General features: G+C 42.3%; 14 protein-coding genes. 6 read left to right on the forward strand and 8 right to left on the reverse strand.

The features are described 5' to 3' along the window. Positions 1-722 precede the first annotated feature (722 nt). Positions 723-1,181, reverse strand: a complete 459-nt coding sequence (locus ACRD69_RS24415; RefSeq protein ID WP_430817754.1) for a hypothetical protein — start codon at positions 1,179-1,181, stop codon at positions 723-725. A gap of 536 nt (positions 1,182-1,717) precedes the next feature. Here ACRD69_RS24415 and ACRD69_RS24420 point away from each other — a divergent pair. Next, positions 1,718-3,553 carry a hypothetical protein gene (locus ACRD69_RS24420; protein WP_430817755.1) on the forward strand — a complete coding sequence of 612 codons (1,836 nt, stop codon included), beginning with the start codon at positions 1,718-1,720 and terminating at the stop codon, positions 3,551-3,553. Positions 3,554-3,632: 79 nt separating this feature from the next. Here ACRD69_RS24420 and ACRD69_RS24425 read toward each other — a convergent pair whose 3' ends face one another. Continuing rightward, positions 3,633-4,277 carry a DNA alkylation repair protein gene (locus tag ACRD69_RS24425; RefSeq protein ID WP_430817756.1) on the reverse strand — a complete coding sequence of 215 codons (645 nt, stop codon included), beginning with the start codon at positions 4,275-4,277 and terminating at the stop codon, positions 3,633-3,635. Positions 4,278-4,500: 223 nt separating this feature from the next. On the opposite strand from ACRD69_RS24425, the gene ACRD69_RS24430 reads away from it, so the two are divergent. From ACRD69_RS24430 to ACRD69_RS24440, 3 genes are all read left to right on the forward strand, one after another. After that, positions 4,501-5,121, forward strand: coding sequence for a hypothetical protein (locus ACRD69_RS24430; RefSeq protein WP_430817757.1), 621 nt, complete (start codon positions 4,501-4,503; stop codon positions 5,119-5,121). Between the two features lie 94 nt (positions 5,122-5,215). Beyond that, positions 5,216-5,830 (forward strand): class I SAM-dependent methyltransferase, encoded by a 615-nt coding sequence (locus tag ACRD69_RS24435; RefSeq protein ID WP_430817758.1) that lies wholly within the window; start codon positions 5,216-5,218, stop codon positions 5,828-5,830. A gap of 7 nt (positions 5,831-5,837) precedes the next feature. Then, positions 5,838-6,704, forward strand: coding sequence for a helix-turn-helix domain-containing protein (locus ACRD69_RS24440; RefSeq protein ID WP_430817759.1), 867 nt, complete (start codon positions 5,838-5,840; stop codon positions 6,702-6,704). Between the two features lie 266 nt (positions 6,705-6,970). Here ACRD69_RS24440 and ACRD69_RS24445 read toward each other — a convergent pair whose 3' ends face one another. The 6 genes from ACRD69_RS24445 to ACRD69_RS24470 all read right to left on the reverse strand — a co-directional run bounded on the left by ACRD69_RS24445 (position 6,971) and on the right by ACRD69_RS24470 (position 15,454). After that, positions 6,971-9,601: a GH92 family glycosyl hydrolase gene (locus tag ACRD69_RS24445; RefSeq protein WP_430817760.1), complete on the reverse strand. Its 2,631-nt coding sequence runs from the start codon at positions 9,599-9,601 to the stop codon at positions 6,971-6,973. Positions 9,602-9,628: 27 nt separating this feature from the next. After that, the gene (locus ACRD69_RS24450; RefSeq protein ID WP_430817761.1) at positions 9,629-10,633 is read right to left on the reverse strand and encodes an L-rhamnose/proton symporter RhaT; all 1,005 of its coding nucleotides are present in this window, start codon (positions 10,631-10,633) and stop codon (positions 9,629-9,631) included. 42 nt (positions 10,634-10,675) lie between these two features. Beyond that, positions 10,676-11,098 (reverse strand): hypothetical protein, encoded by a 423-nt coding sequence (locus tag ACRD69_RS24455; protein ID WP_430817762.1) that lies wholly within the window; start codon positions 11,096-11,098, stop codon positions 10,676-10,678. 10 nt (positions 11,099-11,108) lie between these two features. Continuing rightward, a complete protein-coding gene (locus tag ACRD69_RS24460) occupies positions 11,109-13,271 on the reverse strand; it encodes a pyruvate formate lyase family protein (RefSeq protein WP_430817763.1) in 2,163 nt (720 codons plus the stop codon). A 2-nt stretch (positions 13,272-13,273) separates the two neighbouring features. After that, on the reverse strand, positions 13,274-14,161 hold the full coding sequence (locus ACRD69_RS24465) for a glycyl-radical enzyme activating protein (protein WP_430817764.1): 888 nt from the start codon (positions 14,159-14,161) through the stop codon (positions 13,274-13,276). A 348-nt stretch (positions 14,162-14,509) separates the two neighbouring features. Beyond that, positions 14,510-15,454 (reverse strand): AraC family transcriptional regulator, encoded by a 945-nt coding sequence (locus ACRD69_RS24470; RefSeq protein ID WP_430817765.1) that lies wholly within the window; start codon positions 15,452-15,454, stop codon positions 14,510-14,512. A 195-nt stretch (positions 15,455-15,649) separates the two neighbouring features. On the opposite strand from ACRD69_RS24470, the gene ACRD69_RS24475 reads away from it, so the two are divergent. Further along, the gene (locus tag ACRD69_RS24475) at positions 15,650-16,930 is read left to right on the forward strand and encodes an MFS transporter (RefSeq protein ID WP_430817766.1); all 1,281 of its coding nucleotides are present in this window, start codon (positions 15,650-15,652) and stop codon (positions 16,928-16,930) included. A gap of 68 nt (positions 16,931-16,998) precedes the next feature. Continuing rightward, positions 16,999-17,970: a glycoside hydrolase family 130 protein gene (locus ACRD69_RS24480; protein ID WP_430817767.1), complete on the forward strand. Its 972-nt coding sequence runs from the start codon at positions 16,999-17,001 to the stop codon at positions 17,968-17,970. The last annotated feature ends 584 nt before the right edge of the window (positions 17,971-18,554 follow it).

Below are 18,554 nucleotides of genomic sequence, written 5' to 3' on the forward strand. Positions count from 1 at the left end.
AAAAGTTTCTAAAACCACCTCCCGGTTCGTACCTCACCGGACTCCTCCTTTTTGTAAGGAGGAGAGCTGATTTACATGATGCATAGATCTATACGTTTATAAAACTTCTTTTCGAACACTAAAACGCAACGCCTTTGGGATCCTAACACTCATCAATCCGTTCTGCCATCATCAGTCCTCGATCCCCGGTCATTCGTCTTTTGTCTCATTTTTTCCATGATCCTTGCGTTTAATGATTTTGTGCCTAAAGCTTTCCACAAACATACTAACTCAGATAGCCCTGGTCAATGACAATGCATGCACTGTAATTTGGCAAAAACCATAAAACATTCAATATCTGAATGATACACCACAAAGCAATCACATTATATTAAATACCCTAGCAAGTGGACGTTAGAAAAAACAGGCTTTTTGCATAATAAACCCCAAAAAAGCACTTAAACCAGTCAGTTTTGTGATGTTTTGGACCCTTTTCGGGTCAATTTCGGGTCTTAAACGGTCCTTCTTCGGTATTTCTTCGGTAATTGTTCGGCTACGCGCGTAAGCGAACAATTACCGAAGGATTACCGAAGAACTGCCGACCAATTACCGAAGCGGGCTCGAAGGTGTTCCGAAGGTAATCGCCAGCAAAGTGCAAGAATTATCGACTATTTTTTAGAATGTTAGCTCACCATCGCACTATCCGGATAGCGATATTTAGTAATTTCCTATTCGTATTACTCTTACAAAGGTTCCGCAACAAACGATTTTACCATGATCAAATTACAGGGGTGGTCTATACCTGTTATGTTATAGGTGATCTTGAATACATAATCAATGTTACCCAGGGTAAAACATACCAGCCCGACATCATTATCCTTATTAATATTACTGACATCCAGAGTTACCAGGTATCCTTCCATTGTAACGCCTTCCATATATATGTTCTCAATGCCCTTAGTACTGATAACGATGGGCAGGGAGTTTTCCCGGGCAAAACAGGATTTAATAATATGTATGGTGTCTCCGTCAATGGTCAGATCATAAGCGGTATCATTAAATGTTGATGCGAAACAGGCATCAATTTCAGGGCTTGGTACTGAACCGTTATCATTGCATGAAATCAATGCGAACAAAGCATGAATAGTGATCAATATAAATAACTTTGCTATCTCTTTCATTCGGGTGTATTCCTTATTCATCTTATCTTAGGTTTCAGCTTAGGTGAATTATTTCCTGTGAAATCACAAAAACAATTTTATTCACGCTGGAAATATATAGCCTGTTTAATGAACAAACAATAGGTTTTGCGAGCCACATTCATTCTCGCCCCAGTATCATGAATACCAATAGATATCAACACCAACCAACCTTTTCGTCGCCCCTGTGACCAATGAACAAAGGGCTTAGCCTACCCTCGGCTTGCTTGATTGTTCTTTCGATCACACTCAACAGTTCATGCACACCAGGTCATGTCAATGATCGTTGGTCCTACCCTGACCTATACTTATCAATATCTGTCCAATCTATCTCAACATAATAAGGATATTTTAAATGATAATTATATTTTAGTATTGTCTTATCGCCAAAATAGTATTGTACCAGGAAAGAATGAAACATCTACGGCGTCATTAGACCATGAATAAAATCTATAACACATTAAATGATGACCAGACAAGAACAACTAGAATTTTGTAAAAAATGTACCAATCGGCAAAGCGATCTTAAACAAGGATTGTTGTGCCGCCTAACGGGTGAAAAAGCTGATTTTGAAACAAGCTGTGAACACTATAATCGTGATGAACATGTTAAAGAAACAGTTATTGAATCAGCTGATGAAACTGACCAGACCATCTTAAACAGTCTGGATACCAACATACTTAATAAACTAAAGGATCATCAGGACTTCTACTATGCCATTGTTGGTGGTTTGCTGGCCAGTTTTATCAGTGGTGTCATTTGGGCTGCCATAACCGTTAGTACCGAGTACCAGGTTGGCTATATGGCCATTGGAGTTGGTTTGATTGTTGGCTTTGCCGTTCGCTTTTTTGGTGCAGGTATTGATCAGAAATTTGGTGTACTGGGAGCTATCCTTGCTCTGCTGGGCTGTTTAAGCGGAAACCTCTTTAGCCAGGTGGGCTTTTTTGCACATGCCGAATCATTGAGCTACCTGGAAGTGTTATCCTACCTCGATCCGGGCACTATTATTTCTATCCTGGTTGAATCCTTCAGCGCCATGGACATCCTGTTTTACGGAATAGCCATTTTTGAAGGATACAAACTGGCGTTCAGGCGTGTATCAGAATTTGAGATAAAAATGATGCAGGAAAATAAATCGGAAGGTTTTCCGGCTAACTACAAACTACGCATGCCACTGGTTATCGTTTCCATAGTTGTTATGGGTGGTTTTTTTATTACTGTTAACAATGGAGTCAGTGGTTTTAAAACTTACACCTATGAGTCGGGCAAGCCCATGTCAGAGGGTGAACTTGTGCACAGTAAAGAAGAAGGAAAATGGACCTACTGGTACGAAAATGGGAATACACAGCTTATTGCCCATTTTAGCGAAGGCACTCCTGACAGTTTATGGCAATGGTTCAATGAATCGGGGCATATTGTACGTGAAGGTCATTACAAATCAGGTCTCGAACATGGCATATGGTTGAGTTACTATGATAATGGGGCTAAACTTGATTCGGGTCGTTATGAAGAAGGACGAATGACAGGCTGGTGGAAAAACTGGTATGAAACAGCACAACTGCAGCAAGAAGGCAATTACCTCAGGAGTCGTCAGGATGGTATTTGGAGGTCATACCATGAAAACGGACAACTTGCTTCAGAAGGTAAGATGGATAAAGGCATTAGCAGCGGCCAATGGAAACACTATTACAACAATGGTAAGCCAGAGAGCATCTTGTTTCATAAAGACGAAGAAACCGTTATAATTGAAGATGTATGGGATGAAAACGGCCATCAGCACGTAAAAAACGGTGAAGGTCATTTTAAATTGTTCCATTCCAATGGTCAGGTCATGACTGAAGGTCAGGTAAAAGAAGGTTTGCAAAAGGGCGAATGGCTAAGCTATTATGAAAATGGTCAGTTAAAAGAAGAAGGCGTTTATGAAGGCGATCTTTATTTGATCAATAACACCTGGAAATCAGATGGAACTGCCATGGTAGTAGATGGCAATGGCTATTACCAATCGTTTTATGATGATGAGATAAAGGTACACGAATCAGGGTCTATTCTTAACGGTTTGCGTGAAGGTAACTGGATATCTCTGTACGAAACGACACAAAGCACTTACCAGGAGCAATATTATAAAGCAGGTCGTCGATCTGGAGAAACAAAGATATACTTCGAAACAGGTGAGTTATACGCCATTGGAAGTATTGAGGATAACAAGCGCGAAGGTGAATGGACCTGGTATCATGGTAATGGACTGATTTCTTCGACCGCCAATTTTGTTAATGACAAAAAAGAAGGTAAACAAAGTATGTGGAATGAAGTTGGTGAATTAACGAAAGAGGAGTTTTACTCCAATGGTGAACTCACCGAAGAAAAGCTGTTTTAAAAAAAGCATTGTCTGTATCCACGGTGTCGCTATGGGTGTCGTGGATGCAGTCTCATCGCTCATTTCTCATCGCCCATCTCTATAAGCCCCTTTTCTTGGCCTCGATCCTGATAAACTCCGGCAGGTAGTTGGGCGTACAGCCCTTTGGTGCACGTTCTTCCTTATAAAGCCCTGAGTTTTCACCCAGTGCGACACACCTTTCACGCAACGCCACTTCGTAGATACCTATCCAGGCGGCTGTAAAATTCATGGCCCATTGTACTTCAGGTTCCTCCTTGATCAGGTTTTGCTCTATGGAGTCAAGCAGGGCCATTGAATTATCCGGCTGTGTTTTACCGGTCCATCTCAGTCGGCCCTGGTAATACCAGTAAAGGCGCCGTTGAACTGGCGATTCGCTATTGGCCCATGACTCCATCAAGGCAATGGTTTTCTTATCTTTTGTCAATTGATTGGCCAGTAACCAATCCGTTAAATGCGTTCGCTCGCTTAAGACATGTTTTTGTATATCAGCCGTCAGTTGATCCAGCACATCCTCCGTTAACAGCTTTTTGTCCATGATCAATATAGCCAGCTGCCGCGATAAAAAAGCCCCGGTCGACCATAGTTCCATGGCCAGTTGATGGTCTTTTTTTATTTCTTTAGCTATTTTTCGTATATCACCAAGTTTGGTTCCTTCACTGCTTAACTGTGTATGGATTTCCTGCGCCTTCGTTTTGACTGTCATAACTGCTGATCGTTTAATACTGTATTAACTGCTCACTGCTAATTTAAGGATTTATCTGCTATTCGCGATATCAATACACGTTTCATCGCTCCCCCGATAGCCACCCCTTAGGTTTGCATAATTGCCGATCCCCCGCCTTCCGTCATCAATCTTCTTTTTTTACATCAAAAATGATAACTTAGTATACTCTATTTAAATCACCTGACTCTAAACAACATCCATAATGGAAGAAAAATCAAACATTCAGAAACTGCAGGACTTTGCCAGGAAAACCGGTCGTGAAATTCACTATACTGAGGAGCAATACCCACTTCCGTCGTATCGTAAAATACCAAAGTTTAAGCGCACTGTTTATATCCCCTACGATGAGTCCCATGAAATGTATTTCGTTCTCTTTGGCGATCCCTATTACAAGATTACTGAATACACTGTTTTCTGCGGCATTTACTTTAAAACCAATATGCCTAAAGCATCCATACTTAATTTTAAGCGCAAAGACATACTGGATAAATTAAATCCCTTTTTGTCTAAAAAGACCATTAAAAGCGGGAGCCGTTTTTTCGATTCAAAGATTGTAACAGCAGGTAATGACGGAGCGATTGTCAACCGCTATTTTAAACATTCCGTTCTACAGCGTTTAATGATCGAAAGTCTTGACAGCAAATACTTTCTCAACTTCTCGATAAACGAAACAAATGTTGACTTTGTACCTGACCTGGCTGGCTCCTCACATTTTGCCCTTGTCAATCCACAGGAATGGGTATTGGAAGAAAGAACCATTGAAAGCTGGTTTCAAAAAATGAAACAGATACATGACATCTTTGTTAAAAAGGATGTGGTATAGAGCTGCTCAAATGTACATTTAAAAGCTCTTTTTGTCTACCTGAAAGAATGTTTGAGCGCTATACATTTGCTTTCAACAATTAAACAACAAAAGCATGAAAGAATTTTGGGATGACAGATACAGTCAGGAACAGTTTGCTTATGGCGAAGAGCCCAACTCATTTGTTAAAGATCAGCTGCCGTTGCTAACACCGGGAAGAATATTGTTTCCGGCCGAAGGAGAAGGGCGCAATGCGGTTTATGCTGCACAACTGGGCTGGGATGTATCGGCTTTTGATTTTAGCAGCAAAGGCAAAGAGCGAGCCGATCAACTGGCAGCATCAAAAAACGTCAGTATCAATTACCGCGTAAGCAGTTTTATGGAGGAACAATACGCTCCAGGTGAATTTGATGCCCTTTGCCTGACATTTGTTCATTTTACACCTGATATTAAGTCGGCCATGCACAAACGGCTGAACACCTATCTGAAAGTGGGTGGATATATTGTATTTGAAGCATTTAGCAAGGAACATCGCGAATTAAACAAAGTCAATCCTGCAGTTGGCGGACCTCCTGATACCAATATGATGTATGCTGTAAGCGAAATAAAGCGCGACTTTGACAACTATGAGCTTATCCTGCTGGAAAAAAAGATGGTAGACCTTAACGAAGGCTTTGGCCATGTTGGAGAAAGCTCGGTTATACGCTTTATTGGGAAAAAACTAAAGTAGTGTCTCCATGAAAAAAGAGGTTCAGCAATTACCGGTTCGCAGTTTTAAATCCAGTGGCCCTCAGGCAAGTAAATTTGAGATTGAAAAGTTAAGCCCTTTAAGCACTAAAGAACGGGTTGTTGTTGAACCCCACCGGCACGATTATTACCATGTTCAATACATACACAGCGGAAGCGGCATACACACCATTGATTTTAAACAGTTTGATATAAAAGCTAATTCACTGTTTTTCATCTCGCCCGGCCAGGTACACTCCATGGATCTCAGTCATGATACCGAGGGCTTTATCATTACCTTTGATTCAGAGTTTTATACTTTACACCACGATAAACAGAGACTGATCAACTTCCCCTTCTTTTATTCGCTTTACAATGAGCCAAGCATTTACCCCACCAATACAAGTGCCAAGGTACATGAGATAGCCGGGCAGTTGTATGAAGAATATACAGGCAATGGTAAATTTAAGGAAGATATGCTGCGGGCACATCTTGAAATACTGCTTATCACCGCATCGCGCATGTATGAGCCAAAGCCTGCCAACCCCATGCCTCATCACCTGGTGTATCAGCTCAGGAAGCTTGAACTATTGATTGACAAGCATTTTAAGGACTATAAGCTATTGGATGACTATGCCAGTATGATGCACTTATCGTCCAAACATCTAAACAGCATATGCAAAAAGGGCTTAAACAAGACCCTTACCAAGCTTGTACACGAACGTTTGTTGCTGGAAGCGAAGCGGCTTTTGTTATTTACCGACAATACAATAAACGAAATAGCATTAGAACTGGGCTTTACAGACAAATCGTATTTTATGCGCTTTTTTAAAAAGCATACAAAGATGACTGCAGATGCCTTCAGGCAAGAGAAATAAAAATTGTTAAAACTTATGACATTGTTGACGCTGTAATGATGAAAAAGAGGATGTCCAAAAAAGAGGATATTGCTCGCAAAGAACGCAAACTAAAAAAACGCAAAGCACGCAAGATATTGAAAAATAACATCATATACTTTGTTGTCTTGGCGTAATTCTTAGCGGCCTTAGCGTGAAACTTAAAATTTGGACAGCCTCTTATTATCCACTATAGTATCATTCCACTATGCGGACAAAAAGGATTCCCGAAATATCAATAAGTATTATTAATCTACAGCCGCCCCCCAGTTCTTATTGGGCTTAGCTCCCATTTCAAATACCAATTCACCCCCTTTCACCAGGTCATCATGGTGCAGGTAACTTAAGTTATAAGACTGTCCATTAAGTGTTGCCGACTGTATGTAGGCATTCTCCTTTGAATTATTGTTGGCTATAATGGTAAAGGTTTTGCCATTGCCCACATTGATAGCCACTTTATTGAGTACCGGACTGCAAAGCTGATAGATTGGGTCTCCCGGACAAGCAGGGTAGAAGCCCATGGCACCAAATACATACCACGATGATACCTGCCCGCAATCGTCGTTGCCCGGCAAGCCGCCCACATCATTAAAAAAATACCTGGCCAGCATATCGCGCACTACCTTTTGTGTTTTCCATGGGGCACCAATAAAATTATACATATAAGGAGCATGCATTGAAAACTCATCACCCACATAGTACATGTCTTTCGCAAAGAAATCGTCAAGGTATGCTTCCAGCTGATCTTCACCACCCATGAAGTCGGCCAGGCCAGCCACATCATGCGGAACCAGCAGGGTGTGATTCTTATAATACACCTCGGTATCATGCTCGGTACCGCGTGCCCATACACTAATGCTTTTATCGAAAGACGGTAACCATTCGCCGTTTAATTTCTTACCGCGTACCAGGCCGGTTTCTTTATCCAGAACGTTGATGTAACGCTTCGATCGTTCCATAAATTCAGCATGGTAATCATCCTTACCCAGGGCTTTTGCCATTTGAGCAATACAATAGTCATCGTATGAAAACTCAAGTGTACGTGCCACTGGTTCACCATAATAACCAAATACATCAGCAGGCACATAACCAATTTCATTGAAGTGCTCAATACCAACACGGCCCGAGAAGCCCCTGTTTCCTTTTTCAGTGGCATTCTTCAGCATGGCTTCAAAAGCCATTTCGGTATCAAAGCCCCTGATGCCTTTCACATAGGCATCGGCAATAACGGCATCGGCATGCGTTCCCATCATAATGCTGCGATACCATGGGTTTGGCCATTTGGGCAACCACCCTCCCTGTTGATAGGTATTGAGCATACCATTAATAACATCAGTAGTTTCCCGGGGCTTAAGTATCACCCATAGCGGATGTAAAGAACGGAAGGTATCCCATAAGGACAGATCGGTATACATAACACCATCATGAACCTGGTAGTCAAAGGGACTGAAGTATCTGCCTCCCTCACTTAAATTACGGGGATTGACAAAACATTTGGTTAAGGCTGTATAAAAAATGGCCTTATCATCTTCGCTTCCTTCCACCCGGATCATATTCAGTTCATCTTCCCACAAGTCTGCACCTCTTTTAACAGCCTTATCAAAGTCAAAATCAGCAAATTCTTCCTCCATATTGGCACGAGCCTGGTCTATATCGATCAAAGAAGTACCTACCTTCATCTTAACTTTTTCATTGGCTTTGGTTGCAAAGCTCACATAAACGGCGTTGCCATCTGCTCCCTGAAGTGCCATTTTAGCACCCTTGCCAGGATCTGCCTTTACCGGCTCCAAGCACCTTAAGTGCATTTCTGTTGTACTTGAGCCATCGTAATATTCAATGCGTATTTTGTATTTCTCACCTTCAACAAAATTTACCTTGTGAGTATTGGTACCGGTGGCCCTGTACATACATTTGTCGATCACCATGTCATCATTGATATACATGCGCGTTCCATCTTTGGTGGTTAACTCGAATACATGTTCCCCCGTATGTCGGGCAACAAAGGTTGCCGTATACCTCGCAGAGAAGAAATCAGCTTTAACGCCTTCGGCCGGCTCTTTTAACCAATCGTAGTTAAGCTTGCTATGGTTTACGATAACAGCGGGATCGCCTTCCAGCTTATCATTATTAAAGTACTCTGCTTTGAAACCATCGGGTACCAATTCCGGTCCCACCACATCGGGCAAGAGATCAACGGTATATACTTCGAATGGTTTATCAAATTTAGCTACAAAATGATTTCTGAAATGGCCAGCGATAACTGAATAGCCTTCAATTTCATTTCTTTCAGGCACGACCTTATAGGTGCTGGGTACATAAACTGCATCAAATAGAACAGACGAAGAAGCTGATTCGGGAAAAGTAAACTGAAAAAACGCCGTTTTAGCGCCTGCGGTGAACTCTGTTTTAATATTATAATCATCGAGCTGAACGGCATAATAATGTGGTTTGGCCACTTCAGTGTCATGGCTGAAATTGGACGCCCTGGCATCAGCATCCAACTTAACCTTACCAGTCATTGGCATGATGCACATGGCTCCCCAATCGCCAACCACAGCTCCGTTAGGATATCGTGTACCTCTGAATCCCTGTATTTTATCCTGATCATACCAATACGGAACAGGTACTGTTATAATACGCTCTGTCCATGTGGCAGTTTGGGGCGTCCAGTGAGTTAATGCGGAGGGGTAACCCACAATGGGTGAAACATAGCCCATGGGTTCCTCTACTTCAGTCACCGTAATATCGGCAATACTGGCGGCTGTTCCAACACGTGTATCAACATATTTGAGTACTGATTCTTTGTCCTGAGTATTGCAGGCAAACAAGCCAATGCTTAATGCTGCTATTAGAACAATCCTGTTATTTATAAGCTTCATAATCATATTTTATCTTGGATGTTATTATTATACAAACGCTATCACCAATACACCGGCAATTAATACCAGCATGCCTCCCACCATAATTCGTACAGCACTTTTATTGGCTCCTTTCCATTCTCCGGCTAATATGCCTGATACATTACCGGCTATAATAGCCAGGCTTTGCATCAGGGCCCATCCCACTGACGCACCCAGGTCGCCCAGCTTGTTGCTGCCCATACCATAAAACATGACACTACAGTACCATATTACGCCGGACAAAGCGGCCCAAAACCAATAAGCCGGTGCACTTTTTTTAAAGAGCTTAGCTGTTTTATTCTTTTGCAAAAGGTATAAACAATAAATGAAATTGGCTATAAAACCGCAGGTCAGAGCAATGCTCCATATGGTATTGGACGCGAAGCTTGAAGAGGTACCCGATTCGATGGCTTTCAGTTGCATGGGCTCACCAAAAACGAATGCAAAGTTGACCATTGGGCCGAATATACCCGCCAGAATACAGACTATTATACCCAGGGTAAATGATTTGCCTGATGCATCGGATGACTCATTTTGCCTGGCATCTTTTTTACTGCCGGCGATAGAGACGATGACAATACCGACTAACAAAATGGCTACTCCCAGTATGATCTGCAAACCACTTGGTTCAAGCAGGGCTGCAGGATCTTTATATACAATCGGCATAATGGTTCCAACCGAATTGATCAGACCAAGCATAATTGGCAAACTAAGCGATACACCCAGGTAATGAATACCACGACCAAATAGGATAGCACCTATACCCCATATGGTTCCAAACAAGGCAACTAATAACACATTGTCCATCGAATCAGCGTAGATAGAGAACAAATCGGGTACTGTGATCAGTGACACGATCCATGGTGTTACCAACAGTGCAAAAACAGTCCAGATGATCCAGTTATTTTCCCATTGCCAACGGGTATTAAATTTAAAGGGAATGGCAAAGGTACCTGAAAAAGTACCGGCCATAACGACAAGGAGCATACCTGCGCTTATATTAATCTCCATATTATTGAATTTAACTGTGTTTAGTTCCGATATTTATCGGAATTATTTGTTTAAAAGTGTATTGACCTGTTTTCTTAAATCGGCTATTTGCGCTTCATTCAAATAATGAAAGTCATAATCTCCATCGGGTAATGGCAAATGTGTATTGGCATCTTCAATGATGAGCACTTTAGCGCCTTTGTACATCGCAATGTTATGCCATACATTTTTAGGAATATTATAAGTAATACCCGGCTGCATTAGCTGAAGGTCATATGTGATTGACTCTCCATTAATTTCGGCTGCAATTAATACAGCCTGACCTTCAACCAGGAAAAAAGCCTCGTCAGTTAAAAAATGAACATCCAGACGCTCAATGGCATCCAGCTCCTCTTCAGGAGCATGGTTTAGCTGTGCCACCTGCCATTTCGGTGTTATCAGAAATGGATTATATCCCTCTCCCTTGTGCGAATACGTATCTATCATCATGTGTGTGTTAGCTTTCAAGAATGCGATCAACCACCAACTGCCTGAATTCAGGTGTCAGCATCGAAAAATAGGCCGTGAACCCGGTAATACGAACCACCAGTTCAGGAAACTTAGCCGGATCTTTATGCGCCTCCAGGACTTTTTCCTTATCCATGATGTTCACGTTGATCAGTGTTCCGCCCATCTCAAAGTGTGCTTTAATGATGGAACCAATTAATTCGGCATGCTCCTCTTTGCCCAGACCTGGATCGAGCTCCCACTGCATGGGTGCAGTATTACCGTAGCCCGGTTGAATACGTGCAATGGCGCTTGCCATAGCCAAAGAAGCTGCATCAGCAGTAAAACCAGGATTGGGATTTGCGCCGTGCGAAATTGGCATTTTGCTCTTGCGTCCGTTTGGTGTCGCTCCCAGCGCCTTACCAAAACCAACGGTATTGGCCCATGAGAAAAAGCCAGGAATAAATAAATGTCCCTTTTCTTCTTCTGTCTCCTGACGAACAAGCGCAGTAAACACGTCTTTAATTTTATCGGCCCAGGCATCAGCCAAAGAATTACCCTGACCATAGCGCTCACTGTTTTTTAGTAACAAACGTATTCGCTCGCCTTCAGCCCCTTCAAAATCGTCTTTAAGGTGATAGTCCACCTCATCCCAGCTAACCTTTTTCTCCTGCTCGATACGCTGTTGCAAAGCCGCCATTGAATCGGCCACCACGGCCAGTCCTGCACCATCGATAGACAGGTTATAGTATTTGGCACCTCCATCGGCCACATCCAGTCCTTTCTCAAGCGGACCATGGCTCAGCAGATTCAGTATCAATTCTGGTTCATTGTATTTCTGATATTTCAGGTGATGACGAATGCCATCGGCAGCTGTATGAACAGCGATGGCCAGGTGGGTCTTAAACCGCTCCCACAAGTCCTGACTGCTATTCTCTTTTGATTCATCAGCCAGCATCTCGTTATAGGCGACTTCAAATACCCTGGCCATGTTTACTTTCACCAGGTCATTCATGGTGTACTCCTGCCCCGGCAGTGACATCCAGTTACAACCGACAGCGATACGCTGTCGTGCGGTAGCCGCATCAAAACCATTCTTCATAAATCCTTCAACCAAAGCCTTGTCACCCGAGAATCGTGGCCAGGCATTTTTATTCTTTATCAGGTAAGCAACCGAACGCCTGAACAATTCCTGATCCATACCATCGTGCACACGCACAGTGATGTTCAGTGATGTATTGATCTTATCTCCTGCTTCCAGTATCAGGTAAGAAATATCTGAGGCCTGCTCATTACCATCCTTATCAGGTCCTCCCAACTGCCAATATATTGGATCGTTAATGAGGAAACAGGCTAAATAATAAACGGCCTTATCATGATTAATTCGTCCTTCAGCCAGATCCTTCTCATAAAAAGGTTGTAATAGTGTGTCTATTTGGCCACCTGCCCCATCCCTGTTATAGGTACGCGATGCCAGGTGATACCAGATGATCCACTGACATGCTTCACGCAGTGTTTGAGGTGGTGCTGATAATATATTCTTATTAACCTGAAGCATTTCCTCCAGGTTGGTTTTCAGTTCAGGATCGGTTTCGGCACCGATCATACTTTCGATCTCTTCTATATGGTGGCTGATCCACACCTGTATACTTCTTATCGCGCGCTCATGGGCATCGTAGAATTGTTGTTGATCTTCAGAGGTATTAAGTGTACGATACCTTTGAATCTTGTCAAGCAGTCCTCGCCATCCTAACTTAACACCCATTTGATAGTCAGGTGCAAAATGCGCATCATCGCCAATTCCGCATATAATATCATACTTATCAATATTATCCTGCAAATGCGTGTAAGGATAATCAGGATTCCATTTATTAGCACGCATACGTGACATGAAATACATCCAACGGCCTGCAAATGCGTCATTGGCATCCACATATACCGAATGATTTTGCATGAGATCGCAAAAGTTATCGGTCCACCCATCAAGACCATAAAACGAACCATCAGGATGATTAGCTTTACTTTGCCAGCCATCTTCAGGTGGTGCAATGCGTCCGTAATCATCTTCATCCAGCAATCCTTCAACCTTGATCTTGTTTTGGGTTTGCTCCAACTTCCTTTTTCTCAGTGCCTGCAAACGCTCCTGATATTTAAATTCTTTGAGTGGTTCCATAATTACACAAGATTATATTTCATTAATATGTTTTGATATCTTTTTAAATCCCGCTCACCTAAGGCTTTTACATGTTCGAAAGGATTGGCAAGCCCCAGGTTATTGTATTTTGAATCTGCCAGGGGATGAAAAGGCAATAATTCGAACTTCTGCACATGTTTTAAACCAGACACAAAACCGGCAATGGCTTCAATGGCATCATGTGAGTGATTGACTCCCGGAACAAGTGGTGTACGTATGCAATAAGCTTTTCCTGTTTTATCCAGTTCCTGAATATTACTGATAACAACCTCATTGCCGACTGACGTCCACTTTTTATGCGATACATTATCCATTACTTTCAGATCGGCCATGACCAAATCTACGTAAGGCAATAATTGTCGATAGTTATCCCAGCAGGCCAGCAGGTTTGTTTCTATGGCTGTATGTATTTTAGCCTCTTTAAATAACTTCATACATTCAGTAACAAAGTCTATTTGCAGCATAACTTCTCCGCCCGAAAAGGTAACACCTCCACCCGACTGCTCAAAAAACACCTTGTCCTGCATCACTTCTTTAAAAAGCGCCTGTGGTGAATAATCACGACCAATGGAATTTAAGGCATCAGCAAAACAGGCATCAATGCATTTAAAACAGGCTGTACATTTACTTTTATCAAATTGCACTGTCCCCGCATTAAGGCGTAAGGCCCCGGTAGCACAATGAGGCAAGCATTCCCGGCAGTTAATACACTTATCAGACAACCATTCCAATTCTTTTCCAGGAGAGAAAGTCTCAGGATTATGACACCATCGGCATCGCATGTTACAGCCCTTAAGAAAAACCGTAGAGCGTATTCCGGGCCCATCGTGAATGGACATTCGTTGTATGGTTGTAATTCTTCCTTCCATTGATCAATTAGCTTGCTACAAAACTATTAACACTCTGTGGATGCAGAAAAAATTACTATTGATGAGCAGTGGCTATAAATTGCCCTATGACGATATCGCTTGAAACTGACGGTGTTTTTTTAGAGACATTGTCGGGCTGTCGGGCAAATCACAGGATAGCTTGGTTTAAGTGGAAGGGTGTTCCGTTTACCGACGGAAGAATGTTCCGCTTACCGACGGAAGAATGTTCCGCTTACCGACGGAAGAATACTCCGCTTACCGACGGAAGAACACTCCGCTTACCGGCGGAAGAGTGCTCTGTTATATTTTTTAAATTTCACCTTATACCCTCTACCTCCTCCAGGCGACCTAAAACACTTTATGGTTTTTTTTGCGGTATTGAACAGGGGTTTGTCCAATGTGTTTATTAAACAAGCGATAGAAGTAACTGATCGACTCAAACCCGCAATCGAAACAAATGGTTTTAATGGATGAGTTGGTCATGATCAGCTGCCTGCAGGCGTATTGCAGGCGTGCTTTTATAACCGTTTCGGTTAAGGTTTGCTTGAGATGCTGTTGCAGTACCCGGTTAACATGATCGACTGAACGCTCGGTGAGTGCTACGAAACCCTGGATCCCATCTTTAAACTTCTCGGGTGTATTATAGTTATCCAGTGCATAGGCCAGCCAATGCGGTATATGGAGCTGACCAACCTGTAAGGTATTCAGGAGGCGAAAAACATGGATCATTATATAGTCAAGGTGTAAAAAATCACGCGGCTGACTGATCAGGCGATCAGTAATGGCTGATAATTCGTTTAGCTGATCGCTGTCTATCTGTATAAGAAATGGCAAATTATCATTCGTCCAAAAGTAAGCATCCGAGTCAGTAAAATACCGCTCTTTAAAATAATCCAGGCTCTCTTGTCCAAACGCTATATTGGTAACGACGAGGCTTTCATGATTTTTATCCAGGCGAAAGGTATGTTCATCTGATGGACGGATCATACACAGATGCCCTTTACTGATCGGTAATTCATGTCCATTTATAATATGCATGCCCCTGCCTTCTTTAATCCAGAACACTTCGGCAAAACCATGATTATGCAGCTGCAGGTCGTCGTGCGAACTGATGGTTGTGCGCGCTACATGAAAAGCTTCACTGGGATCATTAATAAAAGTGTCTAACTTAAAATGAGCGTTGTTCATCGGATAATAGTATTGCTTACCTGGTATCAAAAATAACTCAAAATAGTTAGTAACACTTGAAGAATATGGAATATTGACAGGATTGGAAGCAGGTATTCTCAACATAGCATCACCGGCACAGGGCTGCTATATCAGACTGATACATAAAAAAACAGACGGCTATACCTGCAGCATGGTGCATTTTTAAAAACACATAAATACACCTATTTGAATTTATGGCAGCTATTAAAGTCATGGACATTTAGGAAGTTTGTATATCAATATTATCACTGTGCAACAGCACTGTTTACCTGGATTTCGATGACACTGAAAAAACAAGATAAAAGACATCCTGCTCTTTGGATACCAACCGTTTATTTTGCTATGGGCCTGCCTTTTGCGCTGGTCAGCATGGCATCTGTTCTGATGTATGAAGACCTTGGCGTAGGTGATGCGCAGATTACTTTCTGGACTGGGCTTATCACTTTACCATGGACTTTCAAACTCTTTTGGAGTCCCTTGCTGGAGATGTTTAAAACAAAAAAGCATTTCGTATTAATTACACAATGGATAACAGGCATATCATTAATGTTTGTGGCCTTTTCGCTTCAGCTACCATCCTTCTTCCAATATTCCATAGCCTTTTTTGCCATATTGGCATTTAGTGGTGCCACCCATGATATTGCTACTGATGGTGTGTATATCAACGCGCTTTCGAGTGAAGATCAGGCCAAGTATATTGGTTGGCAGGGAGCAGCCTACAACATTGCCAAGTTTCTATCGATGTCGGGCTTTGCCTACCTGGCAGGCGAATTAAGTAAAACGATGGGCCCTGCCACTGCATGGATGTGGGCCATGGCGGCTTGTGGCATCCTTATGATCGTTTTAGGATTTTACCACTTAAGGGTCTTACCATCGGGAGGCAGCTCTGAGCATAAGGTTTCAACACTTAAAGAAGGCTTCAGCACATTGTTTGAGGTTATTCGAACCTTTTTTCAGAAGAAATATATCATCTGGCACATTGTATTTATCGTTCTGTATCGATTTGCCGAAGGATTGGCATTGAAGATAGTTCCATTGTTTTTAAAAGCGCCTATCGCTGAGGGTGGACTTGGCTTTGACACCTCAACGGTTGCATCGGTATATGGAGCAGGCAGTATTTCTTTTGTTGCAGGCTCTTTACTGGGAGGCTATTTTATTTCAAAGCGCGGTTTAAAACGTTCGTTAATGTACCTCGCATTGGCTTTTAATATACCCTTTGTCTGTTACTTCCTGTTATCGCTCTTCAGGCCTGAAAATATCAGCTGGGTGTATGCGTCGGTTTTAACCGAATGGTTTGGATATGGATTTGGCTTTGTTGGCCTGATTCTGTTTATGATGCAACAAATTGCACCGGGAAAATACAAGATGGCACATTATGCCTTTGCATCAGGTATCATGAACCTGGGTATTATTCCTTCGGGCATGTTTAGCGGACAAATGAGTGATTGGTTAGGCTATAAAGTATTTTTCATATGGGTTTTGGTTGCTACAATACCTGCCTTATTAGCTGCTAAATTCGTACCTTTTATCTATCCTGATAAAGAAGGTAGTGAGGAATGAGACTACGATGGCTATCGGGGGAGACAGTTAGTCGATTAGACAAAAGAAGAAATAAAAACATCATTATCATGACACAAAATATAACTCCAATTCCTTGGGAAGACAGGCCGGCAGGCAGTACTGAAGTAATGTGGCGATACTCAAAAAATCCGATCATTGGTCGTTACCAGATTCCATCGTCCAACAGTATTTTCAACAGTGCCGTTGTGCCTTTTAAAGATGGCTTTGCAGGCGTTTTCCGCTGTGACAACAAGGCAGTGCAGATGAATATTTTCGCCGGATTCAGTAAAGACGGTATCAACTGGGACATTGAGCACGAACCCATTGTGATGCAGGCCGGCAATACCGAAATGATCGACTCGGATTACAAATACGACCCGCGTGTTTGCTTTATTGAAGACCGCTATTGGATAACCTGGTGTAACGGTTATCATGGTCCTACCATTGGCATTGCTTATACCTTTGATTTTAAGGAGTTTTTCCAATGTGAGAATGCCTTCTTGCCATTTAACCGAAACGGCGTGTTATTCCCGGAGAAAATCAACGGTAAATACTGTATGATGAGTCGACCGAGTGATAACGGGCACACACCATTTGGTGATATCTACCTGAGTTACAGTCCTGACATGAAATACTGGGGCGAGCATCGCTGCATGATGAAAGTAACGCCATTTGAAGACAGTGCCTGGCAATGTACCAAGATAGGTGCCGGTGCCGTGCCGATCAAAACCAAAGATGGCTGGCTGATTTTTTACCACGGTGTTATCAATACCTGTAATGGTTTCCGCTATTCAATGGGTGCCGCTTTATTGGATCTTGAACAACCTGATAAAGTGCTTTACCGCACGCAACCTTATTTATTAGCCCCTGCTGAGATGTACGAATTAACCGGTGATGTGCCGAATGTGGTATTTCCATGTGCGGCCTTGAATGACGATGAAAAGGTAGTGGTTTATTACGGTGCGGCCGACACCGTTGTTGGTGTGGCCTTTGGTTACCTGAATGAGATCATTGAGTTTATAAAGAATAATTCATTATAGAAATAGACAGTCTGACTCCCGATGGCTATCTGGGCGTGGTCAAAAGGAAGAAATCCGTGGTTTTAAAAGAAGTAGAGTATAATACAAACCAATGATTTAGATAAATAAAAAAAGGATGACCACGAATTACACTGATTACACGAATTGTGCAATCGCTACGCGATTACTATGGCGCAGCCATAATCTGTGTAATCTATGTAATCCGTGGTTATAAAAGATCAATTCCGCAGGAATTAATTCGTGTACCCCGATAATCAGCAGGGTGTGTAATCTGTGGTTTAAATATATAGGAACTGTAAATCAATTAATCAGTTCGACAGTTTATCAGTTCGACCAATAAACTCATCACATATTATTTATACACAATCGGGTATTTGCTATGCCGGTGCATGGAACACAAATGCATCGAAGAACAATTGCTGTTGCACCGGATTGATGGGCGTTGGGTAACCCGGGGCGTCGCTGCGCTTTGCCTTTTAGTGTTCGAAAAGAAGTTTTATAAACGTATAGATCTATGCATCATGTAAATCAGCTCTCCTCCTTACAAAAAGCTACTCTTTATACGCATTATTGTTAAACACATA

The sequence above is a fragment of the Carboxylicivirga agarovorans genome, assembly GCF_050589845.1.
In the GTDB taxonomy this organism is placed as follows: Bacteria; Bacteroidota; Bacteroidia; order Bacteroidales; family Marinilabiliaceae; genus Carboxylicivirga; species Carboxylicivirga agarovorans.